This window comes from Pedobacter polysacchareus (assembly GCF_019802255.1).
Taxonomy (GTDB): Bacteria; Bacteroidota; Bacteroidia; order Sphingobacteriales; family Sphingobacteriaceae; genus Pedobacter; species Pedobacter polysacchareus.
The window spans coordinates 87143-100977 of record NZ_JAHYSS010000003.1; the positions used below are offsets into that span (position 1 = coordinate 87143).

At 41.4% G+C, this 13835-nt stretch carries 13 protein-coding genes; 6 read left to right on the top strand and 7 right to left on the bottom strand.

Annotated features, from left to right (window positions below; all coding sequences use genetic code 11):
- Positions 1 to 13: 13 nt before the first annotated feature.
- The 3 genes from K7X70_RS08150 to xseA are packed head-to-tail and all read right to left on the bottom strand — an operon-like array spanning position 14 to position 2529.
- On the bottom strand, positions 14 to 934 hold the full coding sequence (locus K7X70_RS08150; protein ID WP_222536594.1) for a tetratricopeptide repeat protein: 921 nt from the start codon (positions 932 to 934) through the stop codon (positions 14 to 16).
- 40 nt (positions 935 to 974) lie between these two features.
- Positions 975 to 1178 carry an exodeoxyribonuclease VII small subunit gene (gene xseB / locus K7X70_RS08155; RefSeq protein ID WP_062548805.1) on the bottom strand — a complete coding sequence of 68 codons (204 nt, stop codon included), beginning with the start codon at positions 1176 to 1178 and terminating at the stop codon, positions 975 to 977.
- Positions 1156 to 2529, bottom strand: coding sequence for an exodeoxyribonuclease VII large subunit (gene xseA / locus K7X70_RS08160; RefSeq protein WP_255606992.1), 1374 nt, complete (start codon positions 2527 to 2529; stop codon positions 1156 to 1158). Before xseA ends, xseB begins: the two co-directional genes overlap by 23 nt.
- 102 nt (positions 2530 to 2631) lie before the next feature.
- Here xseA and K7X70_RS08165 point away from each other — a divergent pair, with 102 nt between their 5' ends.
- Both K7X70_RS08165 and K7X70_RS08170 read left to right on the top strand, forming a co-directional pair.
- Positions 2632 to 2880 carry a YtxH domain-containing protein gene (locus K7X70_RS08165; RefSeq protein ID WP_222536595.1) on the top strand — a complete coding sequence of 83 codons (249 nt, stop codon included), beginning with the start codon at positions 2632 to 2634 and terminating at the stop codon, positions 2878 to 2880.
- Between the two features lie 42 nt (positions 2881 to 2922).
- On the top strand, positions 2923 to 3156 hold the full coding sequence (locus tag K7X70_RS08170; protein ID WP_222536596.1) for a hypothetical protein: 234 nt from the start codon (positions 2923 to 2925) through the stop codon (positions 3154 to 3156).
- Here the strand turns inward: K7X70_RS08170 and K7X70_RS08175 are convergent.
- The gene (locus K7X70_RS08175) at positions 3153 to 4178 is read right to left on the bottom strand and encodes a S66 peptidase family protein (RefSeq protein ID WP_222536597.1); all 1026 of its coding nucleotides are present in this window, start codon (positions 4176 to 4178) and stop codon (positions 3153 to 3155) included. The two genes, K7X70_RS08170 and K7X70_RS08175, sit on opposite strands and share 4 nt — an antisense overlap.
- 204 nt (positions 4179 to 4382) lie before the next feature.
- Between K7X70_RS08175 and K7X70_RS08180 the strand changes: the two genes are divergently transcribed.
- Genes K7X70_RS08180 through K7X70_RS08195 form a run of 4 tightly spaced genes read left to right on the top strand, consistent with a single transcriptional unit; the run spans position 4383 to position 9418 of the window.
- Positions 4383 to 5423 (top strand): DUF6807 domain-containing protein, encoded by a 1041-nt coding sequence (locus tag K7X70_RS08180; RefSeq protein WP_222536598.1) that lies wholly within the window; start codon positions 4383 to 4385, stop codon positions 5421 to 5423.
- 44 nt (positions 5424 to 5467) lie between these two features.
- The gene (locus K7X70_RS08185; RefSeq protein ID WP_222536599.1) at positions 5468 to 6829 is read left to right on the top strand and encodes a 3-keto-disaccharide hydrolase; all 1362 of its coding nucleotides are present in this window, start codon (positions 5468 to 5470) and stop codon (positions 6827 to 6829) included.
- A 10-nt stretch (positions 6830 to 6839) separates the two neighbouring features.
- Entirely contained in the window at positions 6840 to 8198 is a 1359-nt protein-coding gene (locus tag K7X70_RS08190; RefSeq protein ID WP_222536600.1) for a Gfo/Idh/MocA family protein, read from the top strand.
- Complete coding sequence (locus K7X70_RS08195) at positions 8198 to 9418, top strand: Gfo/Idh/MocA family protein (protein WP_255606995.1); 1221 nt, start codon at positions 8198 to 8200, stop codon at positions 9416 to 9418. Before K7X70_RS08190 ends, K7X70_RS08195 begins: the two co-directional genes overlap by 1 nt.
- A 75-nt stretch (positions 9419 to 9493) precedes the next feature.
- Here the strand turns inward: K7X70_RS08195 and K7X70_RS08200 are convergent, their stop codons facing one another.
- The 3 genes from K7X70_RS08200 to K7X70_RS08210 all read right to left on the bottom strand — a co-directional run bounded on the left by K7X70_RS08200 (position 9494) and on the right by K7X70_RS08210 (position 13762).
- Positions 9494 to 10528: a PorP/SprF family type IX secretion system membrane protein gene (locus K7X70_RS08200; protein ID WP_255606997.1), complete on the bottom strand. Its 1035-nt coding sequence runs from the start codon at positions 10526 to 10528 to the stop codon at positions 9494 to 9496.
- A gap of 270 nt (positions 10529 to 10798) precedes the next feature.
- On the bottom strand, positions 10799 to 12484 hold the full coding sequence (locus K7X70_RS08205; RefSeq protein ID WP_222536601.1) for a sodium:solute symporter family transporter: 1686 nt from the start codon (positions 12482 to 12484) through the stop codon (positions 10799 to 10801).
- Between the two features lie 108 nt (positions 12485 to 12592).
- Positions 12593 to 13762 carry an MFS transporter gene (locus tag K7X70_RS08210; protein ID WP_432443882.1) on the bottom strand — a complete coding sequence of 390 codons (1170 nt, stop codon included), beginning with the start codon at positions 13760 to 13762 and terminating at the stop codon, positions 12593 to 12595.
- Positions 13763 to 13835: the final 73 nt, after the last annotated feature.

Genomic DNA, 13835 nt, shown 5'->3' on the forward strand with positions numbered 1-13835 from the left:
AGTGGTGCTTAAATTAAAGTGCCACTTTAGATGCTAAAAATTTAAGGTATTTCTTATCATCTTCAAATAACTCTTTACCTGCTAACTTATAAGCATGGTGCAGGTAATCTGTAGCATGCTTTTCTTCCTTCAGCTCCAGGTAACTTTGTCCCATACGCAGCAATACAAATGAATTCGGATCTTCTTCTCCGTAAATCTGATAGGCGCGGTGCAAATGGTCTAATGCTTCTTTATACTTCTGCTCAGCGAAGTAAGCATCACCAATAGAAGCTGAAATCCATGCAGTAGCTTCCCACTCGTCTTTCGGTGCAGGCAATACTTCTAATGCTTTAGTGAAAGCAGCAATTGCTCCGGCATAGTTCTCCTTGTCCATCTCTGCATTTCCTTCTTCACAGTACTTGTCCAGCAACTCGTTCTCTTCTTCCGTTAGCTCCAATTGCTCTTCGTCTTCATTAGGAACGAAAGTTTCCTTAAAAGCGACGAATTCCGGATCGTCCATTAAAGCGATCTTCAGGTAGTCAGAATTTTCATCAATAAAAATCTTGCTGCCATCTTTTTCATACGCAATTAAAAAGTTTGCCCTGGCATTGTCCAGATCTTTTAAAGCATAGTAAATTGCTCCGGTAGTCAGGAAATGACGCGTGGAATGGATTTTTTCATGGGCCATCTTTTCTTTCAGGTACTCGGTCTCTTCAAGGAAGAAAGGCAAGGCCTTTTCTAAAGTTCCCGTTTGCTCATAAAAGGAATAAATGCTGTCGAGCACTACTCCTCCTACACTACTGTTTTCCTTAGGTCCTCTTATAGAACCATTGATCTCCATTAACAATTGTTCCGCGGCATCAAAGTTTGAAGCCTCCGTTAAATCATAAACCTGGTCAATCTTATTGAAAAACTCTTCCTCTTGTTCGGCGTTAAAATTCCCTTGTGTAGACATATTGTTTAAACTTAAATGGTTTACGAATGTGACTAAGATACTATTTTTGTTGTTCCATTTGTTTAATGATCTTATTTACTTCTGTCTCCGTTGCACGCAACTTGTTCTGGCAGAATTCAATGAGTTCTGATGCCCTTTTCACCTTTTCTGCCAAAACATCCACAGAAACGGATTCTGTTTCTATTTCCTGTGCAATTTCTGCCAGTTCTTTATAAGCTAACTCATAAGTTAAATTCGTTTTCATCGTATGCTGATTTTGATTTTACTGTTGTTTTGATTTCTGAATCGGCCAATCGAATGGTCAATTCCTCCCCTATGCTGATCTGATCCGCATTACTGGTGATTTTTCCATTTACCTTTAAGATTGCAAAACCTTTGTTCAGGATGTTTTGCGGGCTCATGATTCTCATGACAGACTGGAAATGGGCAATGTTGCCTATTTTGTTCAAAAAATACATCCTGCTGTAAGACTGCATATTTTGAGTCAGGTTGCTCAGGTCTTTTCTTTTATTTGAAATCAGGATCCTTGGGTTGGTCAGGATCAGTCCAGACAATTGCAGGATGTGGTTATGGTGGCCATGTAAGAGCTGGCGACTGGTATTAATGGTAGATTGATTCAGTTGCACCAGTCGGTCTTTATGGTGATTGATCATTTGATAAGTCTTGATGAGGATCATCTTTTGAATATCGGTTAAGCGATCTTCAAAATTACGGTTGTGCGAGATGATGAACTCTGCAGCTTTAGTTGGCGTTTTCGTGGAAGTATGGGCCATTAAATCAGCAATCGTTTCATTTTTTTGATGTCCGATCCCGGTGATGACTGGAATAGGGAATTTAGCGATCGCACGGTTCAATTCGTAATTGTCGTACAGCAGGAAATCAGTCTGTGAACCGCCACCCCTAATGATAATTAAGGCATCATAAGGCTTTTTAGATTCATAAACGGCGATAATCTGAGCCAGGAATTGTTTGGCATTGCCATCGCCCTGCACCAAGGCAAAATAATCGTCGATTTCAAATTTATACCCGAAAGGATTGTGCTCTAAACTATGCCTGAAATCCTGGAATCCTGCAGAGGTATCAGAAGAGATCACTGCAATCCGCTGGATAACGGGTCTAAATGTTAAACTGTTGTTTCTGGTCAGGTAGCGATCTCCTGCCTTTTGGATGAAACCGGGGTTATCCCGAAGCAATCGCTCCAGTGTTTCTTTACGCTGCTGCTCGAATAAACCGAGTGTGAAATTCGTATCAATGTCCAGCAGGTTGAGCTGTAATCCAAATGCGGGGTTATATTGAACGGATACCTGTACCAATACATTGATGTCATTCTTGAATTTCTGTCCGGTAGCCTTTTCAAAATTGGTGATATTCAGCGAAGCATTCCCCCAGGCTCTTCCGGCAACTTTTGCTAGAATCCTTGCGGCATTCTTATCTTTTTCTACCAGCTCAAAATAGTGGTAATTGCTTTGAGGCTTATAGGTATAATTGGTAATATCGGCGATGATCCAAAAAGTCTGCTGTCCAAAAACACCATCAATTGCCTGTTGAATCTGGCGGGTTAGTTCGGACAGTTTTATGGAAGGGATGGTGCTCAAGTGTTCTATTATATGTGTGATTATCGCCTAAAGTTAGGAAATCTAAAACCAAATCAACTCTTTGATAGTTTATAATGGAGCAACAAAGCTTTAAATAAGGACATGGATCAAGACACGAAAATACTCCTAGGCATATTTGCAGGATTGGCAGCTGGTGCTGCATTGGGCTTATTATTAGCCCCTCAAGAGAAAAATGGAAATTTGAATGGTCATGCGATTGCTGCTGCAGATAGCGGACATCAGACTGAGGATTTCAGCGCAAAACAGATCCAGCATCTGGATCAAATTAAAGAGCGCTTGATGAATACTTTTGAAAAGGACGACTTTAATGATCATGTGGAACATGTTTAATAAGACAATTAAAAAGGAAATAGATAGAAAAAGAGGGATTTGATGGGAAAAAATTACAAAGATATTAACAATCTAAAAGATCTTAAAAATAGGAAAGCTGAGTTATTGTTGGCTGGAGAGCGATACCAGGAAACCATCAAACGGGATTTAAAAACTTATATCCACCAGTTTAGTCCAGGATATCTTGCCCATAAGTATACCGAGAAGCCAAAAGAAAAAGTCGCTTCTTTATTTAATAAGGTAAAATCATGGTTTAAGAAAAAGCCAAAAGCTTAACTTAAAGCAACCAGGCGGCTTCCATTAGGCCCTACTTCCAGGCTATGTTTTACGCCGCATTTCAGTGCGAAATTGTTTTTTTGATGGCCTACAGGAAAATCGAAAGCAACAGGATATCCATAGGTTTTTACTTTCTCCAATACGATGTCGTAGATCGTTTTTCCGAATTCTTCACCTGGATCATCGGGCTTTACTTTAAAACCTCCGATAATCAAACCGGCCAGATGATCTAGTTTGCCTGATCTTTTGAGGTTCCAGAATATGCGGTCCAGTCGGTATAGGTATTCTCCTGTATCTTCTACAAATAAAATCTTACCGGCGGTATGGAGGTCGGATTTCGTGCCGGCCATCGTTTCAATGATGCTGAGGTTTCCACCAACAAGCTCCGCGGATGCCTTGCCAGGTTTATTGATATTTAGGAATGGACCTTGATATTGGAGATTTTCACCTTTGAGGACTTTTCTGATCGATGAAATAGTTTCCAGCTGCATGGCATCTGCCAGCGCTGGATCTGTAGGGAACGAGTTACACATTTTTGAATGTATGGAAGCTATTCCGTATTGGCGGTTTAAATGGCAGTGTAAAACGGTTACATCACTAAAGCCAATGATCCATTTTGGCATTTGAAGAAAGCGATCAAAATTCAGCAAGTCTAGAATTCTAACCAGGCCATAACCACCCCTCGCACACATAATGGCCTTAATTTCTGGGTTGTCCAACATTTCCTGAAGGTCTGCAGCCCGCTCCTGGTCTGTCCCTCCCATCGTAAAATCCCTTTTATCTATTGTTTTCCCAATTTTGACATTAAAGCCCCAGCTTTCTATCATTGCAATAGCCGGTAATATTTCTGGAGTGGTTATAAATCCCGCCGGACTGGTGATGCCAATGGTATCTCCTGTTTTCAAGTAAGTTGGCTGTACTATCGCATCATTTAAAAATTCAGCGCTGAATCCAAAAGCTCCATGAACAGGAATGGTTAATCCTGCAGTCAGCATTGAAGAGAGAAAATGTTTCCTATTCATAACCTGTATTGCCTATTTCTCCTGTATTGGCGTAATGCAATGATAAGTCAAATTGAGGAAATACTTCCTATCTACTCCATCGTTTTCGTAATTTTTATATGTGATTAAGTCATTCTTTAAAGCGGTTTTGCAGGAAGAAAAGTATATTAGCTTATCACGACTGCCCTGTTTTACAGTTTAGCCGAATTAAAAACCTAACCAAGTATGAATAAATATCTGATTCTTGCCCTTTGTGGGTTTAGCCTGCAATTAAATGCGCAGACCAAACGCGTGAGTTTCCAACCGCAAAAGAAAGGAAAACAGGTAGATATCATGGTGGATGGAAAGTTTTTCAGCAGTTTTATGTACCCTGATAGTTTAGAAAAACCTATCCTATACCCAATTAATACAGCCAGTGGGCTTACCTTAACCCGTGGTTTCCCATTAAACACCAGAGATCATGAACGTACAGATCATCCACATCATGTAGGATTATGGCTCAATTATGAAAGTGTAAATGGCCTTGATTTTTGGAACAATTCCTATAATATCCCAAAAGAAAAGAAAAACAAATATGGCTGGATCAGAAACGTAAAGGTAACGGCTTTGAAACCGGGTTCTCAAAAAGGAGAATTGAGCTACACTGCGAATTGGGAAAGACAGGATCGCCAGGTTTTACTAAAGGAACAAACTTCTTTTATTTTTTCCGGCACAGAACATACCCGGACTATAGACCGTATCACTACGCTTACCGCAGTTAAAGATACCGTAAAATTTAAAGATGTTAAGGACGGCATGATTGCAGTTCGGGTCACCAAAGAATTGGAGATGCCCTCGAATCAAACTACAGAATTCACTGACAGCCATGGAAACCGCACCAAGGTTTCCGCATCCGGCAATGGTGCAAATGGAAATTACCTGACCAGTGCTGGAAAAAAAGGAAATGATGCCTGGGGTACAAGGGCCAATTGGTGCTTGCTGGAAGGTGTTAAAGATCAGCAGAAAGTTGCTATTGCCATTATTGATCATCCGAAAAACCCAGGATATCCAACCTATTGGCATGCCCGGGATTATGGTTTATTCGCCGCGAATCCCTTAGGCCAGCAAGTATTTAGCAATGGTAAAGAACGCCTGAACCTTAGCCTTGCCCCTGGTGAGTCTATCACTTTTCGCTATCGTGTGCTTGTCAGTTCCGATGAAACACCGGGAGCAGCTGTTTTAAACGAGCAGGCATCCGCATTCAGCAAAAATTTTAACCAAAAATAATTTCATCTATAAACTACCCTTTAAAACCTAATAGAACCACACAAATGAAAACCAAACCCGTACTACTTTTAGCTGCCTTGCTATGGGCAGGGAGCCCTGTTGGACTACAGGCACAGACTCAAAAATGGCAAAACTTATTTAATGGCAAAGACCTTCAGGGCTGGAAACAGCTCAATGGACAAGCAAAATATGAGGTGGTAAATGGAGAGATCGTAGGTACAACGGTACCTGATCAGCCCAACTCTTTTCTGAGCACCGAAAAAAATTATGGCGATTTTATCCTGGAACTTGAACTGTTAGTAGATGATTCTATGAATTCTGGGGTACAAATCCGAAGCGAAAGCAAGGCAGATTACCTAAATGGCAGAGTCCATGGTTATCAGGTGGAGATTGACCCATCCGACAGGAAATTCAGCGGCGGGATTTATGATGAGTCCAGAAGAGGATGGCTATACCCAATGGACATTAATCCAAAAGGAAAAATGGCCTTTAAAAATCAGCAATGGAATAAATATAGGGTGGAATGCATAGGAAACTCTATTCGCACCTGGGTGAATGGGGTTCCGGCAGCAAATGTGGTGGATGCCATGACTCCTGCAGGCTTCATTGCTTTACAGGTTCATGCCATTGGAAAAAATGATGTGCCTGGAAAACAAATCCGCTGGCGTAATATCCGCATTCAGACAGAAAATCTTAAGCCTTCAAAAACTGACCAGATCTTTGTGGTGAATATGGTACCAAATGATCTTTCTGCTCAGGAAAAGGCAGAAGGATATTCGTTGTTATGGGACGGGAAAACAAGTAAAGGATGGAAAGGTGCTTATAAACCGGGTTTCCCGGAAAGTGGCTGGTTGATCCATAACGGCGAGCTGAGTGTACAGAAATCGAATGGCGCCGAGTCTACCAATGGTGGTGATATCGTAACTGAAAAACAGTATGGTGCTTTTGAGCTTAAATTTGATTTTAAACTTACAGAAGGTGCAAACAGCGGTGTAAAATATTTTGTGACTTTAACGGAAGGAAATAAAGGTTCTGCTATTGGCCCCGAATATCAAATCCTTGACGATGCCAGACATCCGGATGCGAAACTTGGAAAAAATGGAAATCGTACTTTGGGCTCTTTATATGACCTGATGACCAGCAAAAAGATTCCAAATGCGCAACGCAAAATTGGAGATTGGAACAGAGGCCTGATCCGTGTTTATCCAGACAACAAGATCGAATATTGGTTAAATGGCTATAAAATCCTGGAATACACCAGAGGTTCGGCAGAATTCCTTGCTTTGGTGGCCGATAGTAAATATAAAAACTGGAAGGATTTCGGAATGGCGGCCAAAGGTCATATCCTGTTGCAGGATCATGGCGATCAGGTATTTTTTAGAAGTCTTAAATTGAAACAACTTTAATCCCATCCCTATGTTATCTTCAAGAAGAAAATTCATCAAACAATCAGCGATTGCTGCAGCAGGAACCTATATGGGAACAATGGGTCTATCCGCAAAAAGTTATGGAAATATTATTGGGGCCAACGACCGTGTACGGGTTGGTGTGGTTGGATTCTCGGATCGTTTTACCGGTTCCCTCCTGCCAAGTTTCCTAAATCATCACAAAGAACTCAATTTTGACATTGTAGCGGTCTCAGATTTATGGAATTACCGCCGAGGTTTAGGTCAGGATCTATTAAAATCAAAATTTGGTCACGACATTACTGCTTGTCGTAATAATGAAGAATTATACAATTTAAAAGATATTGATGCAGTAATTGTAAGCACAGCCGATTTCCAACATGCTGTACATACCATAGAAGCCATTAAAGCAAAATGCGATGTGTATTGCGAGAAACCTTTCGCTGAAACAATGGAGGATGCCAGAGCAGCTTTAAAAGCTGTAAAAGGATCACAGCAGATTGTTCAGATTGGTTCTCAAAGGAGAAGTGGCGGAAATTATAAGGCGGCGTCAAAGTTTATTCAGGATGGCAAGTTTGGCGACATCACCATGGTAGAGCTGAGCTGGAATGTAAACCAACCGGGAAGATGGCGCAGGCCTGAGCTGGTTGCTAAACTCAAACAGGAAGATACCGATTGGAAACGCTTCCTGATCAACCGACCATTTGAAGCATGGGATCCTAGAAAATACCTGGAATACCGCTTATTCTGGCCTTATTCTTCTGGAATGCCTGGGCAATGGATGTCACACCAGATTGATACGGTTCACTGGTTTACGGGCTTAAAACATCCTAGAAGTGTAGTCGCCAATGGCGGCATTTACCAATGGAAAGATGGTCGCAGAAACTGGGACACCACCACCGCAGTATTTGACTATGGTCCGGAAAACGATCAGGAAAAAGGATTTCAGGTGGTGTTCACTTCCCGCATGCACAATGGCGATGAAAATCCGGCAGAAATCTACTATTCGAATGGTGGGGAACTCAACCTGAACACCAATTCTGTTTCCCCACGAGGCGGTTTAAAAGCTGGTGCAGCAAGTGCCATGAACATGCAGCCAAATTTATTACCAGAATTGAAACTGACGGATATGGTAGAAAAAGTGGCCGCTTCTGCCAATACTGGAGGCGATAAGCTGACATCTGCCCACATGCGAAACTGGATGGAATGCGTGCGCAGCCGACAACAGACCAATGCTCCTGTTGAAGCCGGTTACTACCATTCCATCGCCAATATTATGACCAATGCGGCGGCAAGAACGGGTAAAAAAGCAGTATTTGATGAGCTGAAGCAAGAAGTAATGGTAGATGGTAAGCCTTTCAAATATTAATGATGTTCAGAAGGAAATTTATACAAAACAGCAGCATTCTTGCCGGAGGCTTATTACTGCCTACTGGTGGCTTTGCTGCTGATCAACTGTCGGGTTTTGACCTTTCGGCCCCTGAAAATAAGATTAAAATAGGTGTGATTGGTTGTGGAGACCGTGGAAAAGGGTTAATTCATATCGCTCGACAATTACCCGAAGAATTTGAGTTGAGGGGCATTGCGGATGTGCTGGATTTTAGAATCAAAGAAACTTTGCAGCAGCCCGGTGCTGCTGGCGTAAAATCTTATGCGGATTATCGGGACCTACTCAATGATCCGCAAATTACGGCTGTATTTATCTCTACTCCATTGAACATGCACTTCCCTATTGCAAATGATGCCTTAAAGGCTGGTAAACATGTTTATTTGGAAAAAACCATGACCTACGATATCCCCGAGGCTTTTGCCCTGGTAGAATTGATGAAGAAACACCCCAAACAAACCCTTCAGGTAGGACATCAATACCGCTACGCCCCAATTTATTATAAAGTTAAGGAAATGATCGACAATGGGTATCTGGGCAAGGTCAGCCAGATAGAAAGTCGCTGGGATAGAAATAACAACTGGAGACGTCCCATTGCCAATCCATCCTTAGAAAGAAAAGTGAATTGGAGAATGTATAAAGCGTATTCAGGTGGATTGATGGCCGAATTGTTATCACATCAGATAGATTTTATCAATTGGGCATTTAAAACGCATCCTCAGGAAATCATGGCCACAGGTGGCATAGACACTTATAAAGATGGCAGGGAGACATACGACAATGTTCAGGTGATGTTCCGTTATCAAGATATGATTGGGAATTTTGGAACGACCTTAGGAAATGAAAGAGATGGCTACCTGTTTAAACTCAAAGGCACCAAAGGAACCATTTCTTTATTGGTCAATGAAGCTATTTATTATCCTGAAAAAACGCATAAAAAAGAGTTGGAAACGGTAGATGGTGTTACTGGAGCCACTAAAATTGTATGGGATAAAAATGGTGGAATTCCGATTAAAACAGACTTACCAGCCAAAGACGGCACTTACTACGCATTAAAGGATTTCCATACTTCTATCCTGGAAAAGAAACAACCTGATTCTAATGTGATTACCGGTGCCACTACAGCTATTTGTGTACACCTGGCCAATAAAGCGATGTATGGACAGCAAATAGAGCGTTGGGAACCGAAATACAACTTATAAATTGGTTTATTGCCTGAATTCAGGTCTTCTTAAAGCCCTCTTCGCTGCTATAGAATTGCTGAGAGGGCTTTTTGGCTACCAGTTCCTCTGCGGACAAGAGACTTTATACCTGTTGTTGAGTAAAATGCCCAGTACGATCTCATGGCTCCCATTGCTGACTTTTCCTAGCGCTGAAGTCGTAAAATCATAAGAATATCCCAATACGAATAGTGCATTGATATTGAATCCGGCAATGATCGCTGCTGCATCGTTAGTCCGATAACTCCCCCCTAACCAAAACTTGTCTTTGAAAGCGAATTTCAAATTAATGTCCGTAGATAAAGGTGTAGGTGACACATATTTAAACATTACAGAGGGAACTGCGGCTATATCTTCGGTAAGGAAATACTTATAACCACCAGTCACAAAAATGTGGGGCACTAGCTTTCCTGTATTGTATCCGGCTTCCTCAGTAAAGCTAATGGGTCTGTTGAGTAATTGCTGGGCAGAAATCCCGGCAAAGAAGTCAGGCCCATATAGCCATAAACCAGCACCCAGATCTGGCTGCATTTTATTATTGGCATTTGCTGAAATTGCCGGATCCAGACTGTTCTCTAAGGTAATTTTAGAAATATCCAGCATGAGCCTTGATATCCCTGCCGCTACGCCCAGGCTTAGGTTAATTTTTGGGCTTAAACCGAGGTGATAAGCATAGGTCAGCTTAAAATCGGAACTGGTAATGGGCCCGGTACGGTCTACTACACCAAACACACCCAATCCATGATGCGGCTCTGAGGCCATATAGGTGTGTACCAGGCTACGTTTCATCGGATTCTCTCCATTTTCTGCAAAGGAATTAGAATTCCCGGTCAGGTAATTCTTCCCTAATGGGAAGTGCAGCGAAAAATAGGCTGTAATTGGGGACTGTTCAATCCCATTCCATTGGTTTCTATAGCCAAACCGGACATCCGTATAATTTTCGATTCCAGAAATGGCAGGGTTCAGAATGTAATTGTTAAAAACATACTGGGTATACTGAGGTCTTTGCTGCGCATCGCACAGCAAAGTGAAACTCAGTAACACGTTTACTAAAAACCATCCTTTCCTCATGGAATCCCTATTGTATTTCATACGTCCATCGAACAAAAGACGTGAGTACTAAGCTAACCAGTAAGCGCCATTTAAACAAACCTAAAACGAACAAATATTTTGCTCATCAACAACTATTATTGACATAATTTTATTTTACTGACACAATTGTCAATAAATTTTAAGTTAGAGATAATGGTTGTCGGTTTTATAAACCATAAAGGAGTGTAATTGGAAAGGGATAATGGAGCAAATATAAAAAAAGCGGCTTCTTTATGCAAAGAAGCCGCTTTAAATACATATTTGAATTGCCTACCAGAAGGCTGAGTATAAGGCTACCAACATAGCGAAAATGATTAAAGCGCCTATTGCAAATGAAGTCGAAACCCTAAACATTTTAGCGTCGATCTCCAATCCATTAGTCACCACACCTTTTTTACCTTCATAAATACTGATGATGTACATTCCTAAAATACAAATTGCGAAAACGATGAGCATTCTGTCCATAAATGGAATCTCGAACACACCGCTTGAATTGGCAATCGCCCATCCATATTCATGTAAAGCAGATAAATCCACCCATCCAGGTAGGAATTTAAGGAGTACTGAAACAATAAAACCACCTACAGTAGCAAACATAGCTGCATTTGAAGTCGTTTTCTTCCAGAAAAATCCAAGGATAAACATGGCAAAAATACCTGGCGATACGAATCCGGTATATTCCTGAATGTATTGGAAACCTTGTTTTCCTTCTCCCATCAGGGCATCACCCACAATCAGAGAAAGCACTACTGCCATTAACATAGAAACCACTACGGTAATTTTACCTACGTTCACCATGGTACGCTCAGCTGCACCTGGGTTAAATGCTTTCTTATAGATATCCAGGGTAAAGATGGTAGCAATACTATTGGCTTTTCCAGCAAGGGAGGCTACAATTGCTGCGGTTAAAGCTGCAAAAGACAATCCTTTTAAGCCGATAGGCAACAGACCTAATAAGGCAGGGTATGCTTTATTAGGATCTTCTACACCAGAAGCAGTCAATAAATCACTTGCTTTGATGCCGCCCATATTTTCTTTAACAATAAAATATACTGCAATACCTGGAATCACAACGATCACCGGCATTAGCATTTTAAGGAATGCTGCGAATAAAAGTCCTGCTCTTGCTACTGGTAAAGAAGCACCCAATGCTCTTTGAGTGATGTATTGGTTACATCCCCAGTAACTTAAGTTGGCGATCCACATCCCCCCGATCAATACACTTAAACCTGGAAGGTCCATGTAATTTGGGTTGTCTTTTCTGAAGATCAGATGGAAATGTTCTGAAGCGCCTGATTTTAGCATACCGAAGCCTTTGATGATCCCATCTCCTCCTGAAATCAAGTTTAAGGCAAGATAAGTAGCCACCAGGCCTCCAAGAATTAAAAAGAACACCTGGATCACATCTGTATATCCAATTACTTTCATACCACCAAGGGTGATGAAAATTGCGAAAATAGCCAATGCTAAAATACAGGCAGTGAGGTCGAGTCCGGATATCCCACTGATGGCCAGCGCCCCAAGGTAAAGAATAGACATCAGGTTTACTACGATGTATAACATCAACCAGAATACCGCCATGATCATCGCTACTTTCTCATTGTAACGCTGACTTAAAAACTGGGGCATCGTAAAGATCTTATTCTTTAAATAGACTGGCATAAAGAACACTGCTACAATGATTAATGTTGCAGAGGCCATCCATTCATAAGCGGAAATGGCTAATCCAAGTTTAAAACCTGAACCACTCATTCCAATCATTTGTTCGGCTGAGATGTTAGAAGCAATAAGTGAGGCGCCAATAGCCCACCAGGTTAGAGAACCTTCTGCTAAAAAATAATCTTTGGAATCTGCTGCTGCAGTTTTCTTTTTGTAGTAAATCCAGAAACCGTAAGAAGATACGATAATGAAGTAAATAAAAAATACGATGTAGTCGTATTTGTGAAGTCCGCTCATTGTGGTTTAAATGTTGATTAGCTGGCTAAAATATAAATTTATTTGCCATAACTTTTCACAAAATCACAGAAAAACCAAATTAATTTAAGTTAATGCCAAATGCGCTGATTATTTCATAATCGGCGCTTTATCTAATGGTGCTGGCTTATAGATCAATTGCAGGTAAACCAAGGCGATTAGGGTAATTCCTGTGCAAGCGTAAAAAGTGACTGGGATCATCGTCAGATCATCGATAAATAACCAGCCAGCTAACAAGGCACCCAAGCCAATTCCGGCTTCAAGCGCGATATACATGGTCGCCATTGCCTTCCCGCGGTGCTGTGGATCACTCAGGTCAACTGTCCATGCAGTTGCTGTTGGCGATAACATCCCCGTAGCGACACCATACAGTGCTGAAGCTGACATCAACATCACTGAACTATCTGCGACTGCAATCCAAAAAGTGGACAATGCCAGCAGTGCCAAAGAAATTTTTAAGATCACTGGTCTGCCGTATTTATCGGAAGCCTTTCCTGCCACAAATCTGATCAACAGAGAAGTTAAAGTAAATACCATAAAGAACATCCCCTTATTGCTAGTTCCTAAAGCTTTACTCCAGTCGGAGATCACCGTAAGGATAGCACCATAACTGATATACGTCATGAAAATGATAATTACCGAAGGGATCACACGCCATTCGATAATATCTTTTCTACTGATCTTCAAATGCTTAAACCTAAATTTCTCTTTATTTGGCAGCGTTTCTTTCATGTTTGCCAAAATCACGATAGATAATAAAGCAAATAATGAGGAGCAGTAAAATAGGATATTGATGTCAAAATGATCGGTAATCAAGCTTCCAATTGCGGGGCCGATGGCCAGGCCGGTACTAAAACAAACACCGTGTACACCCATGGCCTCTCCCCATCTGTTAACAGGCACAAGATCTGCCACATAAGCTGCCGTAGCTGTAGGTTTAAATCCGGTAGAGAAGCCATGAATCAGTCTTAAGAATAGAAAGCCTGCAACGGTAGTCAGCATAGGGTATAAAAATCCGCATAAAAAGCAGACTAAAGAGCCTACAGCCATTACTGGAACTCTTCCGATGGTATCTGTTAGCTTCCCGCTAAAGGGCCTGGATATACCCGCAGTAAGCGTAAATAGCGCGATGATAAACCCTTTATACGCTGCACCACCCATCGCTGTTAAATAAGCGGGCAGTTCGGGAATGAGCATGTTAAAACTGGCAGAAAAAAGAAAAGAGCTTAAACAGACTAGACCAAATTGAAAAGTATAAATAGAACCGGAAGATTGCTGCATTGAAAATGATGAATGAAGGGCCAAAGGTAAGAGAAAAACTGTTTTAGTCACC